This window comes from Nonomuraea marmarensis, from assembly GCF_043197025.1.
GTDB lineage: Bacteria > Actinomycetota > Actinomycetes > Streptosporangiales > Streptosporangiaceae > Nonomuraea > Nonomuraea marmarensis.
This window is the reverse complement of record NZ_JBICRM010000039.1, coordinates 14,387-30,689: the sequence shown is the minus strand read 5'-3', so window position 1 is coordinate 30,689 and position 16,303 is coordinate 14,387. Positions and strand designations below refer to the sequence as shown.

The window sequence follows — 16,303 nt, the reverse complement described above, 5'->3', positions numbered from 1 at the left end:
CTCAGGTGTTGGGCTTGGTCTGGGGCGGCAGGCCGCTGCCGGCGGGGAGCACGCGCACCTGGGTCACCTGGCCGCCGAGCCCGGCGAGCCCGGGGTTCGAGAGCGTGGCGTACGCGCGGTTGTACAGCAGGTAGACGGTCTCGTCGGTCACCGGGGGAGCTGTGAAGATCGCATCCACACTCTCTCCTGGCCCGATATGGATCGCGTTGGTGACGTAGGAGTTGTCGGTGCCGTCCCGGCCGCGCAGGAGGGTGGCGTCCTTGCCGACCACGCGCATCGGGATGCCGGCGAGCGTCATGGTGTGCTGCTGGAACCCGAGGTTGACCAGGCGCAGGAGCACCTTCTCGCCGGACATGCAGCGAACAAGAGACGACAAAGGCTGATATTTCAGCTTTGGGTATCCGGCGGGTGCTATCAGGTCCCCGTTGGCGGCGTTGCCGCCCCCGTTGGGCGCCAGCGTGTCCGGGTAGGACCGGCCGTTGAGCAGCCAGACGTCGGCGTCGTATTCGCTCCAGTCGTGTTCCTGGATGTGCGCCCCCTCGAAGCGCTCCTTGGTCCAGGCCTCGGTCAGGAGCATGCCCCACTCGCGGTCGTAGGCGGTCGACCCGTCGCCGTCGTTGTAGACGTACTTGCCGGCCGGGATCCCTGTTGCCCCGGCGTTCTGCTTCGGCCGGACGAAGACGATCCCGGTCATCCCCATCGAGACGTGCTCGACGTCCTCGAAGTGGCAGTGGTACATGTACGTGCCAGGATCACGCGGCCGGTAGAAGTAGGTGAACGCCCGGCCGGGCGGCACCGCGATGGACAACTCCGGCACCCCGTCGAAGAGCGGGATGGCGTTGCGGAAACCGTGCCAGTGGATCGTGTGCGAGTCGAGCAGGTCCGGCCGGAGGGCCAGGCCCAGGTTGGTGAGCTGTACCCGGGTGTCCTGCAGCTCGTTCACCCACCACATCGGGGCGGGCGACTCGAACCTGCCCTTCTGCGCCTTCACCTGCGTGGCGGTGAGCGCGGTCACGTCCCGGAAGCCGATGCCCCAGGTGGTGAATGGCGCCGGGGCCAGCGGGTCGGGATGCACGCCGGGCACGTTCCCCGGCAGCGAGATGAACCCGTCCGTCGCCGCCAGATGGATGGTCGGGGGTGCGGCCGCCTGGGCCGCCGCGTCCCGCAGCAGCCATCCGCCCGCCACGGTCCCGGCGGCCAGGAGGAGGCCGCGCCGGCTGATCTGGTATCCGTTCATCCCGCCCTACCTGATCGTGATCGTCGTCGTCTTGACCGCGGTCCAGTTGCCGTTCGCGTCCTTGGCGCGGGCGTTGACGGTCCGTGGGCCCTTCGGCCAGCCCTTGGTGTCGACCGTGCCGGTGATCAGCTCGGTGGCGCTGCTGAACGAGCCGTCGAGGGCCTTCATGGCGGTGCCGCGTCCCTTGCCGGGGTCCGCGCCGACGAACCACTCGGCGGCCGCGATCTTCGAGTTCCCTGTGGTCGCGTCCGTGACGAGCGCGCCGACGGCTACCTTGATGCCGATCGGCCCGGTGGCCGGGAGGGCGGCCAGGTTGGTCATCAGCGGCGCCAGCGCATCCGTCGGGTCCTCGTCGGCGCCGAGGTCGTACAGGCCCACCGGCCGCGGCTGGTCGTCGATGTCGAACGTCGGTGCGGTGACTCCCGCCTTCGCGGTGGTCCCCGCCTCCAGCGCGGGGGAGCCGTTCACCCTCGGCTGCAGGTGGTAGTCGCCGGCGACCTGCGCGGGCTGGTCCAAGGAGACGATGATGCTCTGCACGAACTGGGGAGCACCCCGCCACACCAGCGGATCCACGATCGTGTCGTACGGCTGGCGCACCTTGGGATCCTGGCCGACCACGTTGGACGGCGCGGCGTTGACGTACGCGGGATGGTCCTTGGTCAGCAGGGTGTTGGTCGGCGACAGCTTGCCGCTGAGGTCCCCCGCCCCGAGGTCCCACACGTTGACCGGAGTGGCGTCTCCGGGCAGCCCGAGGCCCGTGAGCTCGGCGGCGGCGCCATCCCAGGTGCCCGCCCTGTTGTCGTGGAAGATGTCGTTGAACAACAGCGGCTCGCTGAACACCGGTGCGCCCGGCGGCAACGTGGCCTGCAGCTGCGTGCTGTTGGCGCCGGTGGACAGGCCCGCGGGAACGGGGTTGCCGTCGCTGGTGGCGGCGGTCGACGTGGTGATGTTCTTCGTCACGGTCGTGTTGTAGACGCGCACCTTGGTGGCGTCGTCGAGCGCGATCCCGGCGCCTTCGTGGGCCGAGACGTTGTTGACGATGACGTCGTCGTAGACGTTGATCGTCCAGTTCCCCGCCTGCAGCAGGCGCAGGCCGCCGCCGTCGTCGTCCGCCAGGTTGGACTGGATCGTGTTGGCGTAGATGTCGACCGGCCCCGATCCGGGTGAGACCGGTGGATCTGGTACGGCGGGCGGCGCCTCGCCGGCCAGCATGATCCCGCCACCCTCGTCGTAGGAGGCGTTGGCCCAGATCAGGTTGTGGTGGATCGAGTTGGCCGGGCCGGTCGCCCCGGACAGGCCGTAGTGGCTGATGCCGCCGCCGTACTCGGCGGAGAAGTTGCCGCAGATCTCGTTGTGGTCGATCTCATAGCCGTTGGTGCCGTTGAACAGTGCCACGCCGCCGGCCAGGTTGGAGCCGCCGTTGTGCAGGATCCGGTTGTAGCCGATGCGGACGCCGTCGTTGTGGTTGCTGCCGATGTCCGGGGTGCCGAGGCGGATGGCTCCGCCGTACGCGCCGCCGTTGCTCCTGATCACGTTGTTGGTGATCTGCAGGTTGCGGGCGTAGCCGTTGACGTGGATCCCGCCGCCCTGCACCGGGTAGAAGGGTGTCTGGAAGGTGCCCTCCAGGCCGAACTCGTCGCCGCCCTGGATGGTGAAGCCGTCGATCCCCGCCTTGTAGCCGCTGGTGAACTGGCCGTCCCTGGCCAGCACGTACACGACCTGGCCCTCGGAGATCTGCTGGTTGCCGCTCCAGCCGGGCGACGCCTTGATCCCTTCGACCAGCGTGCTCCACTGGACGGCGTTCGTGGTCGTGAAACCGAGGCCGTTGATGATCGAACCGGCGACCGAGCTGCCGTCCGGGCGCACTCCGCCCGGTCCGACGCCCTGGAGCTTCACCGGCGAGTGGACGACGACGTCCTCGAAGTAGTCGCCGAGCGGTGCGAACTGCGACGGCGTATTCGGGAACACCACGAGCAGCGCCTGGGCCGTGCCGGCCGCGGCCTCGAGACCTGCCTGGATCTTCGTGTGTGCCCGGCCCGGGCCGACCTCGATCACGGTGGGCGTGTAGGTCCCACCCCGAACGTGGAAGGTGAGCGTGTTGCGGGCCTCACGGCCGTCGGACCGGACTATCCGCAGCCGGTGCGGCCCCGGTGGAGCCCCCGCCGGCACGGATGCCGCAATCGTGCGATCGCCCCAGCTCGTCACCGATATCTGGGTGCCGTCGAGCAACACCTTGCCCGCGGTCGTGCCGAAACCCTGACCGTTGACGGTGAACGTGCCGGAGCCGTTCACGTACGGTGTGGACACCGCGAACAGCTCGGGAGTCGCGTCGGGCAGCAGGCAGCGCGGCGGATGCGTGGTCTGCGAGCCGGGGAACTCCACCACCGGCCCGGTCGGCAGCAGCGCCACGTCGGCGAGCAGGGTGACTCCCGGCCAGATCTGCCACTGGGACGCCATCGTCCGGTAGGCCGGGTTGTAGTTCGGGTTCGGCCGGCCGGGTGCGCCCGGATCGTTGCCGACCAGCCGGAAGACGTTCGGGCAGGGCCCCGCGGGGAGCGGGCAGTTGAACGTCCTCGTGGACGGCAGCAGCACCTCGAAGAAGCCGTTCGGGTCCGCGTTGATCGTGTGCACCAGGCGCCCGGTGAAGTCGTAGACGCCGACCGGCGCGTTCGGGATGCCGGCCTTCTCGCCGTAGTAGAACTCCTTGGGATCGGTGCCGAGCGCCAGGTCCTCCACCACCGCGCCGAACAGGCGGCCCGGCTGCGGCACGTCGGTGAAGAAGTGGAAGCCCGGCGCGGTGGATCGCATGTCGCTGACCGTGACGAGCTTGAGGTCGCACAGCGGCCGCTGTTCACCCTCGTACGGGCTGCCGCCCGCCTCGGCGAAGGTCGCGTTCTGGGTCGCGTCAGGACCGTCGGTGCCGACGCCCGCAACGTCGACCGGGTGCATGGCCCCCGCGCACGGCGGCGGCGGGACCTGGGGCTCGTAGTCGTCGCCGTCGAAGACGTTGACGTCCTCCTCCCTGGTCACCTTGTACTTCGGCTTGCCCCACGCGTCCTTCGGGACCTCGACCTTGACCAGGTAGTCGCCCTTGGGCATGGGCGCCTCGACCGGGTCGCCGTCCGCGTCCTTGATCAGGTTGCCGCCGGCGTCGTACTGCCAGACGGTCGTGAAGCCGTAGTTGCCGTTGACCGTGGCGAACCCGGTCTGGATCTGGTTGCCCATGAGAGGCGACTCGACGCATTCGTAGCCGCCGGTGGCCGGGGGAGCGAACAGCAGGTTCACGGCGGCGCCGCCCGCGTTGCGCGCCTGGCAGTCGGTGGGCCGCTCGAACGTCTCGCTGGTGTAGGTGCCGACCTGCCGGCCGAGTTTGTAGGAGCCGTCGGCGTCGGCGACGTACTCGCCGTCGGGCCCGGTCACGGGTTCGTAGAGGTTGACCGTGAGGTCGGGGATGCCGGGCTCGTAGTCCTCGGTGGCGGCCAGGTGGGGGTCCAGCTCGTTACGGGTCTCGTTGTAGACGACCGTGCCCACGATTCCGCCGTTGGTGCCGCGGGCGTACGGTTGCACGCCGATGTCGATCCGCGCGTTCAGGCCGTCCTGGTTGAGCGTGGCGATGTCGACGCCGCCGCCCAGGACGGTCGTCGCGGTCGGTTGGTTGTCCGCCTGGTAGGTGACGCCTGTGGTGTAGAACCGGTCGTTGTAGACCTCGAGCACCGTCCAGTAGCCGTACGGGTAGACCTGCTTGAGCGTCCAGTTGCCCTGCACGTTGGTCGTGGCGATCTTGCTGCCCGCGTCGACGATCGAGTTGTCCCGTGACTTGAGGACGACGGGCTGGCCCTGCAGGCCGGTCTCGCCCGCGTCGCGCTTGCCGTTCTTGTTGGTGTCGAAGAACACCGAGCCGTGCAGCTCGCTGAACCAGTGCGGCAGCGCCAGGTCGCCGAGGTCCGACGTCTGGCCGTCCGCGACGTTGGTGTTGGTGAGCTGGAGCAGCAGGTTCTGGTCGTAGTCCCAGTAGGCCACCTGGTAGTCGCCCGGCTTGAGGTCGGGGACGGTGAAGGTGCCATCGGCGTTCCCCTGGGCGGCGTACACGAGGGTGTCGTTGTCGAGCAGGTCCGTGACGGAGATCCACGGTTTGGACACCGGTCCTTCGAAGGTGTCACCACCCGCGGGCGGCAGGTACGACTTCACGCTCACGACCCTGCCCTTGATCGTCGCGTTGCCCGAGTGTGCGGCGTCCAGCGAGGTGGGCTTGACGTAGCCGAACTGGGCCTCGGGGATCGGGGCGCCGTTGACGATCAGCTCGGGGTCGAAGCCCTTGTGCCCCTCCTCGGCCCAGGTGTCCCAGTCGTGACCGCCTTCGAGGGACGAGGTCTGGATCCAGGTCTCGCCGTCCGGGGGCACGATGGTCATGCTGTACCGGTTGGAGCCCAGGTTCGGGATGACGAGTTCACCCTGGGCGTTGCTCTTGCACTCGCCTCCGGTGCCCTCGATCGGATTGTGGTCGGCGTCGTACTGGGTGCAGAGCGGGTTGCCGTACCAGTCGGTGGTGACCTCGCCGAGCACGTCGGCGATGTGCCCGACCCACCCCTCCAGCCCGCGCTCGATGCCGGGGTCGAACTGGCCGTTGGTGGCGTTGTCCTCGAACACCTGGGCCTTGAGCTGGGCCAGTGGCAGCGGATCCGGCTGGAGCCCGACCTTTACCAGTCCTGGATCGGGCGCGGGTACGGTCACCCACCCACCGTCGATCTTGAAGCCGTCGGCGACCACCGAGATCAGGTACTTCCCGTCCGGCAGCTCCAGCCCCGTCGTCTCGGACAGATCGGTCTGCGTGCCCTGGGTGATCAGGTTGTCCGCACCGCCCGCACCGCCGGTGAACGTATGAGTGGAGGGCCAGTCGCACGTCTTGGGATAGGACGTCGCTGGATCGTTCCCATTGCCGGGCATGCAGCCGGCGTCGCGAAGCTGGGCGGGATCGCCCGTGTCGTCCTTGGTGACGAGGAACTTGTAGGAGGTGACCGGATCCCCGGTACGCGCGGACTCGACACGGAGCCGGACCGTGCTCGTGACCTGGGCCTGCGCCGGCCCCGCCGCTGCCGGAACCGCCGCCACCACCATCACCAGCGCGGTGAGCAATCGACGAACGCGCATGGCCGTCCCCTCCCATAGCGAGATCCTCAAGGTGCGCGCGCTGTTGGCGGCCGGTGCCGTAGATGACAACTCCGTCATCCGACTGTCAGCTCGACGTCATCTCCGGCCAGGTCAGACCGGGTGCCGCTTTCGGACACCGGATGCCCCTTGCCGGGGGTGATCGCCGGAGGTACACACAGGGCATAGACACCGATGGGCGTCGCGGGTGGGGCGCCGCTTACTCGTGCGGAGCACCCTCATGCCCCGGATCCTTGTCGTCGACGACGAACCCAAGATCTGCCGGTTCGTCTCGCGGGCGCTGGAAAGAGACGGCCATTCGGTCGTGACGACGGGCGGCGGCACGGACGCCTTGCAGCTCGCGCAGGAGGGCGAGTTCGCGCTGGTCGTGCTCGATCTCATGCTGCCCGGAATGAATGGCTTCGACGTGCTACGCCGGATGCTCGCCCACCATCCCGGCCAGCGGGTCCTGGTGTTGTCCGCGGTCGGGGACGTGTCCGCCAAGATCGAGTGCTTCGCCTCCGGCGCCATCGACTATCTGGCCAAGCCGTTCGCGGTCGCCGAACTCGTCGCGCGCGTCCGGCTCCGTGCCTCGGACCCCAGCCGCCCCCCCTCCCACCGCTGGCTTCGGGTGGGCGCGTTCTCACTCGACCTCGACCGGCGGACGGTCACCCTCCGGGGCCGCGTCATTCACCTCCCGCATCGCGAATTCGCCCTGCTCAGCCAGCTGATGAGACGGGCCGGGGAGGTGTGCGGCCGCGACGAGCTGCTCGCCAACGTCTGGGGCTTCACCTTCGACACCTCGAGCAACGTCGTGGACGTGTACGTGCGCCGCCTGCGAACCAAGCTGGGTGCCGACTCGATCGAAACGGTGCGCAATGTGGGCTACAGCTTTGTCGCGGGTTGACCGCTGGGCGCTCCCGCTCTGGGCGGTCTTCGCCACGCTCAACGTCGTCCTCATGTGGGTGCTGCCCGGAGCGGAGACGATCCCCTTCCACCTCGTCTGGATCTCGCTCGCACTGGTCTACGGGGTACGGCCGTGGCCGTTGCCGGCCACCTACGCCGTGTGCCTGTGCGTGGCCGTGGTCACCGGGATTCCCCTCATCCGGCACGCCCACTCCGAGGTCATCGCGTTGGAGGAGACAGCGGAGATCCCGCTGATGTCCTTGCTCTTCCTCGTGATGGTCTGGCACGTGCGCCGGCGCACGGCCGCGGTGGCGGAGGCCCGATCGGCCGCCTCACGGGAGCGCGTGGCCCATGAGATGACGGAGCGGTTCGTCCGGATCGCCACCCACGAGCTGCGTACCCCCCTCACCGTCGCGCGCGGGTACGCCGAGATGCTCCAGGTGGATACCACCGACCCCGAACTGGCCGCCGACGCGGGCGTCGTCGTCGACGAACTCGCCAAGCTCTCCCGCATCAGCGGGCGCCTCGCCGCGCTCGCCTGGGCACACCAGGACACCAGCGGAGACGCCCGCATCCTGGACCTCGGCGCTCTGCTGCAACGGGTCGCCCGGCGCTGGGCTCCCGTGGCGGACGAGGCGATCCGCGTGGAAGCGAGCCCGACGCCGGTGCCGGGTGACGAGGAGCGGCTGGAGACGGCCCTCGACTGCCTGGTGGAGAACGCGGTGCTCCACGGTCGCGCCCCGATCGTGCTGCGCGCCGAGCAGGGCGCCACGAGCGTGGTCATCGAAGTGGAGGACGACGGTCCCGGGATCTCGGCCGGCCGCGCCGCCGAGCTCCTCCACGGGTCCGACTCGCCCTCCTCCGCCGGCTCAGGGCTGGGGCTGATGATCGTTCGGGGGATCGTGGAGGCGCACGGGGGGCGTATCGCCCTCGATCCCACTCCGGCGGGCGGACTCAAGGTCACCATCAGTCTTCCCGGCGCGCTCCGCCTCACCACCGCGCAGGCAGGCGCTGGACCAGCGGTTATTTGAACTGGTCCACGTGTTCCGCCGCCCACTCCGCGAACGTGTGCGGTGGCCGGCCGGTGATCTTCTCCACGTTGTCGGTCAGGGTGGTGGCGAAGTCGTTGGGCGTGCCGTACATCCGGATGAGGATCTCCACCAGGTCCCCCTCGCTGACCCCGGGCGTCTGGGTGAAGGCGCGGAAGAGGGAGAGGTTCGGCCGCCGGCCCGGTGCTCCCCACTCCCGCCGGGCCTGGTCGGGGGTGAGCTCCTCGAAGCGGAGGTCGCGGCCGGTGGCTTCGCCGATGATGCGGATCATGTCGCGGGCGGTCAGCACCTCAGGGCCGGTGAGGTGGTAGCTCTGCCCGTGGTGGCCGTCCTGGGTCAGGGCCACCGCCGCTACCGCGGCGATGTCCGACTCGTGGATGGGCGGGCTCTTGCGGTCACCGTACGGCTCGCGCACGACCCCGGTGGTACGCAGCGGCTCGCCCCAGTCCGTCACGAAGTTGGCCATGAACTGCACCGGGTTCAGGAAGGTCCACTCGAGGGCGCCGGCCCTGACGGCGGGCTCCAGGGTGCCCTCCTGCCAGCCGTTCAGGATGGTGACCTTGCGTACCCCGGCCTGCAGGGCCAGGTCGACGATCTGCTGCCCGTTCGCCAACAGCCGGTAGTCGCCGCCGAAATTGATCAGATGGGCGGCGGTGACGCCGTCGAATGCCGCGCTCAGGGTGCGGGCGTCGGTGAGGTCGCCGGCGATCACCTCGACGCCTTCCGGCAGGTTCGTGGTGGCGGGGTCGCGGGTCAGCGCGCGCACTTTCTGATCGCGGACCAGCAGGTGGTGTACGAGGTGGCGGCCGACGGTTCCGGTGGCCCCGGTGACGAGAATGGTCATGCCGATTGCTCCCTTGCGATAGGTCTGTTCCTGAGAGCAGTCCCGGCGCCCGGAGTGTGACATCGCCCGAGGAAAGGACAGCACTGTGCAGGACACCTCCATGGACGGCCGCGTCGTCGTGATCACGGGAGCGGGCTCCGGGATCGGCAGGCACGCCGCGCTCGCCCTCCACCGCGCCGGGTACCGGTTGGTGCTGGCCGGCCGGCGGGCGGGGGCACTCCAGGAGACCGCGGAGGCGGCCGGAGGCAACGCGCTCGTCGTGCCGTGCGACGTGACGGAGCCCGGATCGGTACGGGAGTTGTTCGACCGCAGCCGCGACCGCTTCGGCCGGGTCGACGTGCTCGTCAACAACGCGGGGATCTTCGGGCCGTCCGCGCCCTTCGACGAGATCGGCCACGAGCAGTGGTCCGACGTCGTACAAACCAACCTGACCGGCGCGTTCCTGTGCGCGCAGGAGGCGTTCCGGCAGATGAAGGCGCAGGGTGGCGGCCGGATCATCAACAACGGATCGTTGTCCGCGCACTCGCCGCGCCCGCACGCCGCCGCGTACACCGCCACCAAGCACGCGATCACCGGCCTCACGAAGGCGATCTCGCTCGAAGGGCGGGCGTACGGCATCGCGTGCGGGCAGATCGACGTCGGCAACGCCGCGACGGACATGACCGAGGCCATGTCCCGCGGCGTCCTGCAGGCCGACGGCTCCGTCGCGCCCGAGCCGACCATGGACGTCCGGAACGTCGCCGACGCCATCGTCTTCATGGCCGGCCTGCCGCTCGACGCGAACGTGCAGTTCATGACCGTCATGGCGACGGCGATGCCGTTCATCGGACGGGGCTGACCCGGATGGGTGAGCGAGTACTTGCGGTCGCCGTCCGTCCACAGGCAGCGGGCACGCCGGTGCAGGGGCTGGGGACGCCCATGCGATGCTTTCTGGGCTACTGATATCAAGCTGTGATACGGACGCGGCATGTTGTGACGCGGCGGTTCCGAAGTGTGATATGGCCACGTCAGGGCCTGCTCGGGCGGGCTTCGGGTGTGTGTTTCGCTGTGTTGCGAGGGACGTGCGGTCTGGTGCGACGTGCAGGTCGCTGGACTGCAGGTGGTGCGGTTCGGGACTTTGAGATCGCGACGTTATCCACAGGGTCTGGCGGTTATCCACAGGTTGTGGGTCACCGGTCGCCGGGGGTTTCCGGTACGGCGATGATGGCGTCCTGAGGTGCCTCGGAGATCGTCAAGTGGTTCTCTCGTAGGAACAGCAGGGCGAACGCTGGAAGGGCGGCCAGGGCGGTCATCAGGATCACGGCTCCCGTCAGGTTGCCGGTTACCAGCATCGGGGTGACCAGGGCGGCGCCAATGGGCGGGGTGGCCTGCATCATCGTGCGGAAGACGCTGAAGACGCGGCCGCGCTGGGACGGGGGGATACGTTCCATGCGCAGCGACTGCGCCCAGACCGTCATGGGGGCGCTGAACGTGCCTATGAGCAGGAAACCTGCGGCCACCGGGATCCAATTGGGGGTGCCCAGGACCGCCAGGAAACCTGCCGCCGCTACCAGTTCGACCATGGCGATGGCGACCAGTCTGTCGATTCTGGGGCGCCAGGCTCCGGCTGCGAATCCGCCCAGGAGTTCACCGGCTGACAGGGCGGCCATGAGGAGAGACAGGGTGGCGCCGTTGCCTGGGAGTTGTTCCTTGGCCAGCCAGGGGGCGACGACCATGGTCATCGCGCCTTCGGCGATGTTGAAGGCCATGAAGGCCAGGGTCGTGCCGATGAGGATTCTGTCGCGGAAGACCGTTCTGGGCGGGGTTGGGGATTCCGGCTTCTCGCGTGGGCGTAGCGGGTGGCGGATCAGGGTTACGGCTATCGCGAAGCAGGCGTAGGTGGCGGCGTCCAGGGCCAGCAGGTTCGCCGGGCCCACGGCTCCGAGGAGGGGCGCGGCCAGGGTGAATCCGATGATTCCGGACAAGGAGTAGCTGACGGATTCCAGGGCGTTGGCGGCGTCGCGTTCCTCGGGGGCGACGAGGTCGGGGATGGCGGCGGGGACGGCGGCCATCGGGACCATTTTCAGCAGGCCGTACAGGGCCGCGACCAGGAAGGGGAGCCAGGTCGGCACCGTCGCGACGGCTGCCGTGAACGGGACGGACGCGACCGCGAGCCCGCGCAGGACGCTGTCGGCGATCAGGGCTGCCCGTTTGTCGAAGCGGTCGAGCAGCGGGCCCGCCGCCAGGCCGCCGATCAGCACGGGGGCGGTGTAGCAGACTGCCAGGATGCCGAGCTTGGCGGTGCCGTTCGGCTGGGCCAGGACGAGCCAGGACAGGGCGATGAAGGTCATGCTGTCGCCCATTACGGAAATGGACGCGCCCAGCCAGAGGCGGCGGAAATCACGCCTGGCTTTGAGGAGGGTCAGGTAGGTCGGCACGTAGCGGGTTCCTTATGCGGTCAAGTGCTGCATCGCGTACGACCGCCACGGACGCCACCGTCGCGCATCCTCCGCCGTCAGCCCGAGGCGGTGCAGACCCTCCTGTACGGCGGGGTCCGTGGGGAGGAAGACGTCGGGGTCGCCGAAGGCTCGCATGCGGACCCGTGCCACCGCTTCCGCTGCTATCCCCGGTAGGGCAAGGAGCTCGCGTTCCACCTGGTCGCGGTCGGTCTCTGGGCCCAGGTGGACGGTGCCGGCGGTCAGTGCCCGGGCCAGGGCGGCGACCGGAGCCGGCACGTCCGCATCTGCCAGGAGCTCTATGCGGGGGAAGGCATGGGTGAGGTTGCCAGGGTGGACTTGATGTGGTGTGCCGTAGCGCTGGATCAGGTGTGCGAGTCGGGCCCGGCCCGTGGGCGTTTCCTCGTTGAGGATCGCGCGTACGGCCATCTCGGCCGGGTCCACGTGACCAGGGACTCGTCTTCCTGAATGGGCCGTCACCGCGGGGGTCAGGAGGGGGTCGCGGGTGAGGTGGTCGGTGATGTCCCTGGGGTCGGCGTCGAGGTCGAGGAGGTGGCGGCAGCGTCGTACCGCTGCTGGTAGGTCCTTCAGGTCCGCTAGCCGCAGCTCGCAGGAGACGTGCGCTTGCGCGGGTCTCAGCGTGACGATGCCAAGGCCGTGCGGGAGGGTCAGGGAACGGCGGTAGTAGGTGTCGGTGGCGTCCTCCAGGCCGGGGATCGCTCGGGCGGCGAGGAAGGTGAACAGGTGCGTCAGGTCGAGGGGTGGGCGGTATGTGAGGTTCAGGTGGAGTGTTCCCGGTGGGCGGTGAGTACGGCGGGTGCCGCGCATGGCGGTGGGTGTGGTGCCGTAGACCTTGCGAAGAGTGTCGTTGAACTGGCGGATCGTGGAGAACCCGGCGGCGAAGGCTATCTCGCTCGCGGGGAGGTCGGTGGTTTCCAGGAGCGTTCTGGCGTTGGCCGCCCGCTGTGCTCGGGCGAGTGCCTGTGGGCCGGCCCCGAGGTCGGCGATGAGCTGGCGGCGGAGCTGGCGTTCGCTGTAGCCGAGGCGGGCTGCCAGGCCGGTGACTCCTTCGCGGTCCACCAGGCCGTCGGCGATCAACCGCATCGCGCGGCCGACCACGTCCGCTCGGACGTTCCACGCCGGGGAACCCGGGGTGGTGTCCGGGCGGCAACGTTTGCAGGCGCGGAAGCCCGCTTCCAGGGCGGCCGCGGAGGACGGGTAGAAGCGGACGTTCTCGCGTTTGGGCAGGGCGGCTGGGCAGCTCGGGCGGCAGTAGATGCCGGTCGTCACGACGGCGACGAAGAAGCGGCCGTCGAAGCGGCCGTCACGGCTCCTGAGCACGGAGTACGCGTCTTCGTCGGCGAGCATGTGCCCTACTCTTCCCGCCTTCCGACCGGTCCCACTAGTGACGATCGGACATCGAGTGACCTGTGGCCGGTCAGCCGAGGTCGCGGCTCCTGAGCCGGAGCAGGGTCGCGGTGCCGTCGCCGCGTCCGCTCGGGGGTTTAGTCGGCGGCCTGGTCGAGCACCTTGGCCAGGGCGGCGATGGAGGTCCTGGCCGAGCGGATGCGCGCGGTCTGCCTCTCGTCGGCCCAGCCCAGCCGCAGGCCATCGGCCGCCAGCTCGTCGAACGCGGCGAACGCGGCGAGCTTCTGCCGGATGACCTTGGACCAGGCGTCGTCCTCGATCTGGTAGTAGACGTTCCGCGCCCCGGGTTTGCGGAACCTGCGGATCAACCGGATGGACGTCAGGAGGTGCATGTTCGTGGTCAGCGACGCGCGGCTCGCGCCGATGGCCGCCGCGATGTCGCCCGCGGTCTGCTCGGGCGGGTCGCAGGCCATGAGCCAGCCCAGAACGCGGCCGGTGATGGGGGCGAGCCCCCACTCCTCGGAGACGAACGTCGCCACCCGCTCGACCCAGTCGAGCACCTGCTCGCGGTCGGGTCCGTCCTGCGCAGTCATGCGAACATCCTAACGCTAACCGTTCTAGCCAGTAATTTCAGCCTAGACTAAAATATGGCAACCCGCGCCCATGCATCGCCTACCTGTCGCTTGGTAGCTGCTACATTGCGTTCCGTGATTGCCTGGTCACTCATGCTCATCACGCTGCTCCTCCCCGAGCCCACCTCGGCAGCGAACGCCCGCAGCGAGCTGAAGGAGCTGACCGTCGCCCCGGCGGGCTCCCTGGACGGCTACTCCCACCTGCGCTTCATGCCCGAATGGGCCGAGGAGGTGGGAATGTGCGACTCGCGCGAGATCGTGCTGCACCGCGACGCCACCGAGATCACCACCGGCTGGGACTGCAGCGCGATCCAGGGCACCTGGTACAGCCGGTACGACGGCAAGACCCTGCACAGTGAGGCCGAGATCGACGTGGACCACCTCGTGCCGCTGTCCAATGCCTGGCGGTCGGGGGCGCGCGCCTGGACCGACGCCCAGCGCTACAGCTTCGCCAACGACCTGATCAGACCCGAGCTCATCGCCGTCAGCGAGTCCGCGAACCTCGACAAGGGCGGCCGCAGCCCGATCAGCTGGCGACCGCGCAAGGACTACTGGTGCACGTATGCTCGCGCCTGGATCACCGTCAAACACCACTACCGGTTGACCGTCACGGAGAACGAGAAAAGGGCGCTCGCCGAGATGCTCGGCGCCTGCGCCTAACCTCTTTGGGCCATGCGCCTGAGTTGCTGAGCCCTGGCGGCCGCGTCTCCAGGGAGATCCCGCTCGGCGAGCCCGTCCGCGATCCGCTCGCGGAACTCGACCGGCCGCTGGTCGTCGTACTTGAACTTGGCCCGCACCCCCACCACCTCCAGCCGCAGCCCTCTGATCGCCGACAACCTCTTGTGGTACGGCCCCGCGTCGGCGGCCACCTCGCCATGCCCGCCATCCGGCTGGTGGTGGGCCAGCTGGCGGCGCAGGATCTCCACCTTGCCCTCCTTGCCGTCCACGATCCGAGCCCGGCACGTGAGCTGCACCGAGGCGTAGTAGCTGGTCGGCACGCCGTCCTCGGGGGAGTCCGAACGCCACCCCGACGGGATGTAGGCGTAGTCGTCGTGCACGCTCACCACGGCCACCGGGTTGGCCTCCAGTGCCGCCCAGATCGGGTTGGGCCTGGCCAGATGCAGCACGACCTCCCGGTCCCCGTCGAACAGGAAATGCGTCGGCACCACGACCGGCGGGCCGCCGTCCACGCCGTTCGCGGTGAGCTGCCCGAAGTCACGTGTACGCAGCCAGGCCCGCCATTCGTCACTGTCGCGGGCCGCGTCCCAAGGATGAATGAGCACTCGAACCTCTTTGTATTAGTACATAATATGATTTGTGTCAGAAAAATACCTGATAACCGGCGGGACGGCCAGCGAGATAGCGGCCGGGGTGGAGGTCGCCGTGTCGGCCGGGCGGCTGCCACCAGGCACGATGCTGCCCCCGGTCCGTGAAGTGGCTGCCGGGGCGGGGGTCAGTCCCAACACGGCGGCGGCCGCGTACCGGCTGCTTCGGGAGCGTGGCGTCGTGGAGACCGCCGGGCGGCGCGGCACCCGGGTCAGGCCGCGCCCGGCCAGCACGTCGCGCGAGGAGATCCGGATCGAGGTGCCCCCGGGCGTACGCGACCTGTCCCAGGGCAACCCCGACCCGGCCCTGCTGCCGCCCCTGCACGAGGCGCTCGCCGCGGCGGCGCGGGCGTACGAAGAGCGGCCGACCATGTACGGGACGGGTGACGACGAGGAGTTCCTGGCCCTGGCCAGGGAACGCCTGCGCGCGGACGGCATCCCGCCCGGACCGCTGGCGATCACCTCGGGCACCCTCGACGCGGTCGAACGTGTGCTGACCGCCCACCTACGCCCCGGCGACGCGATCGCCGTGGAGGATCCGGGCTGGGCGGCACTGCTCGACCTGGTCGGCGTGCTGGGATTGCGTCCCGTGCCCATGCGGCTCGACGCCGACGGGCCGCTGCCGGACGAACTTGCGCGGGCCCTGCGGGCGGGCGTGCGGGCCGTGGTGGTCACGGCCCGCGTGCAGAACCCGACCGGGGCCGCCGTCTCCGCCGAACGCGCGGGGGAGCTGCGCGGGTTGCTGGCCGCGTACCCCGGGGTGTTGCTCATCGAGGACGATCACGGGTCGGGCCTGGTGGACCTCCCCTTGCACCTGCTGGCGGGCGTCACGGAGCGCTGGATCCTCGCCCGCTCGACGGCCAAGGCGTTCGGCCCTGACCTCCGGCTCGCGCTGATCACCGGCGACCAGGTCACGCTGGAACGACTGCGCGGCCGCCAGCGACTGGCCGCGGGCTGGGTCAGTCACCTGCTGCAACGTGCCGTCGCCCACCTCTGGCGTACGGAGGCGGTTGACACGGTGGCGGTGGCCTCGTCGTACGGGCTGCGCAGGAACGGGTTGGTGGCGGCGCTGGCCGCGCGCGGCATCCCCGCGTACGGCCGCACCGGCCTCAACGTATGGGTCCCCGTCGCGGACGAGGCCACCGCGATCACCCGTCTGCTGGCCCGCGGCTGGGCCGCCGCCCCCGGCGCCCGCAACCGCATCGCCACACCCCCCGCCCTGCGCCTCACCGTGTCCCCCCTACACCCGCACGACATCCCGCCACTGGCCGACGACCTCACCGCCGCCCTGCAACCCACAGCCGGCGGCCGATATGGCTAACCGAGCGCCGGACGCTGGCCTGGGCAACGGGCTGTGGGTGG

Annotated in this window: 12 protein-coding genes; 5 read left to right on the top strand and 7 right to left on the bottom strand. The window is 69.5% G+C overall.

Going from position 1 to position 16,303, the window contains the following annotated elements; translation table 11 throughout:
• Nucleotide 1 precedes the first annotated feature (1 nt).
• Together ACFLIM_RS41685 and ACFLIM_RS41680 are read right to left on the bottom strand one after the other, a co-directional pair.
• Nucleotides 2-1,237 carry a multicopper oxidase domain-containing protein gene (locus ACFLIM_RS41685; protein WP_393174751.1) on the bottom strand — a complete coding sequence of 412 codons (1,236 nt, stop codon included), beginning with the start codon at nt 1,235-1,237 and terminating at the stop codon, nt 2-4.
• A gap of 6 nt (nt 1,238-1,243) precedes the next feature.
• On the bottom strand, nt 1,244-6,385 hold the full coding sequence (locus tag ACFLIM_RS41680; protein ID WP_393174749.1) for an IPT/TIG domain-containing protein: 5,142 nt from the start codon (nt 6,383-6,385) through the stop codon (nt 1,244-1,246).
• Between the two features lie 238 nt (nt 6,386-6,623).
• On the opposite strand from ACFLIM_RS41680, the gene ACFLIM_RS41675 reads away from it, so the two are divergent.
• Both ACFLIM_RS41675 and ACFLIM_RS41670 read left to right on the top strand, forming a co-directional pair.
• Nucleotides 6,624-7,289 carry a response regulator transcription factor gene (locus ACFLIM_RS41675; protein WP_393174747.1) on the top strand — a complete coding sequence of 222 codons (666 nt, stop codon included), beginning with the start codon at nt 6,624-6,626 and terminating at the stop codon, nt 7,287-7,289.
• On the top strand, nt 7,276-8,319 hold the full coding sequence (locus ACFLIM_RS41670) for a sensor histidine kinase (RefSeq protein WP_393174745.1): 1,044 nt from the start codon (nt 7,276-7,278) through the stop codon (nt 8,317-8,319). Before ACFLIM_RS41675 ends, ACFLIM_RS41670 begins: the two co-directional genes overlap by 14 nt.
• On the opposite strand, the gene ACFLIM_RS41665 is transcribed toward ACFLIM_RS41670, so the two are convergent.
• Nucleotides 8,312-9,181 carry an SDR family oxidoreductase gene (locus ACFLIM_RS41665; RefSeq protein WP_393174743.1) on the bottom strand — a complete coding sequence of 290 codons (870 nt, stop codon included), beginning with the start codon at nt 9,179-9,181 and terminating at the stop codon, nt 8,312-8,314. The genes ACFLIM_RS41670 and ACFLIM_RS41665 overlap by 8 nt on opposite strands.
• Before the next feature lie 100 nt (nt 9,182-9,281).
• On the opposite strand from ACFLIM_RS41665, the gene ACFLIM_RS41660 reads away from it, so the two are divergent.
• Nucleotides 9,282-10,019 carry an SDR family oxidoreductase gene (locus ACFLIM_RS41660; RefSeq protein WP_393174879.1) on the top strand — a complete coding sequence of 246 codons (738 nt, stop codon included), beginning with the start codon at nt 9,282-9,284 and terminating at the stop codon, nt 10,017-10,019.
• Nucleotides 10,020-10,350: 331 nt separating this feature from the next.
• Here ACFLIM_RS41660 and ACFLIM_RS41655 read toward each other — a convergent pair whose 3' ends face one another.
• From ACFLIM_RS41655 to ACFLIM_RS41645, 3 genes are all read right to left on the bottom strand, one after another.
• A complete protein-coding gene (locus tag ACFLIM_RS41655) occupies nt 10,351-11,598 on the bottom strand; it encodes an MFS transporter (RefSeq protein WP_393174741.1) in 1,248 nt (415 codons plus the stop codon).
• Between the two features lie 12 nt (nt 11,599-11,610).
• The gene (locus tag ACFLIM_RS41650; RefSeq protein WP_393174739.1) at nt 11,611-12,984 is read right to left on the bottom strand and encodes an AlkA N-terminal domain-containing protein; all 1,374 of its coding nucleotides are present in this window, start codon (nt 12,982-12,984) and stop codon (nt 11,611-11,613) included.
• Between the two features lie 137 nt (nt 12,985-13,121).
• On the bottom strand, nt 13,122-13,577 hold the full coding sequence (locus ACFLIM_RS41645) for a GbsR/MarR family transcriptional regulator (protein ID WP_393174737.1): 456 nt from the start codon (nt 13,575-13,577) through the stop codon (nt 13,122-13,124).
• Nucleotides 13,578-13,691: 114 nt separating this feature from the next.
• On the opposite strand from ACFLIM_RS41645, the gene ACFLIM_RS41640 reads away from it, so the two are divergent.
• Entirely contained in the window at nt 13,692-14,276 is a 585-nt protein-coding gene (locus tag ACFLIM_RS41640) for an HNH endonuclease family protein (RefSeq protein ID WP_393174735.1), read from the top strand.
• Here the strand turns inward: ACFLIM_RS41640 and ACFLIM_RS41635 are convergent.
• Nucleotides 14,273-14,899, bottom strand: coding sequence for an FMN-binding negative transcriptional regulator (locus ACFLIM_RS41635; protein WP_393174733.1), 627 nt, complete (start codon nt 14,897-14,899; stop codon nt 14,273-14,275). The two genes, ACFLIM_RS41640 and ACFLIM_RS41635, sit on opposite strands and share 4 nt — an antisense overlap.
• A gap of 34 nt (nt 14,900-14,933) precedes the next feature.
• Between ACFLIM_RS41635 and ACFLIM_RS41630 the strand changes: the two genes are divergently transcribed.
• Entirely contained in the window at nt 14,934-16,262 is a 1,329-nt protein-coding gene (locus ACFLIM_RS41630; RefSeq protein WP_393174731.1) for an aminotransferase class I/II-fold pyridoxal phosphate-dependent enzyme, read from the top strand.
• The last annotated feature ends 41 nt before the right edge of the window (nt 16,263-16,303 follow it).

Coding starts and splice junctions, on each gene's coding strand:
- ACFLIM_RS41680 (WP_393174749.1), bottom strand. CDS start 6,385: ATGCGCGTTCGTCGATTGCTCACCGCGCTGGTGATGGTGGTGGCGGCG.
- ACFLIM_RS41645 (WP_393174737.1), bottom strand. CDS start 13,577: ATGACTGCGCAGGACGGACCCGACCGCGAGCAGGTGCTCGACTGGGTC.
- ACFLIM_RS41650 (WP_393174739.1), bottom strand. CDS start 12,984: ATGCTCGCCGACGAAGACGCGTACTCCGTGCTCAGGAGCCGTGACGGC.
- ACFLIM_RS41665 (WP_393174743.1), bottom strand. CDS start 9,181: ATGACCATTCTCGTCACCGGGGCCACCGGAACCGTCGGCCGCCACCTC.
- ACFLIM_RS41675 (WP_393174747.1), top strand. CDS start 6,624: ATGCCCCGGATCCTTGTCGTCGACGACGAACCCAAGATCTGCCGGTTC.
- ACFLIM_RS41660 (WP_393174879.1), top strand. CDS start 9,282: ATGGACGGCCGCGTCGTCGTGATCACGGGAGCGGGCTCCGGGATCGGC.
- ACFLIM_RS41685 (WP_393174751.1), bottom strand. CDS start 1,237: ATGAACGGATACCAGATCAGCCGGCGCGGCCTCCTCCTGGCCGCCGGG.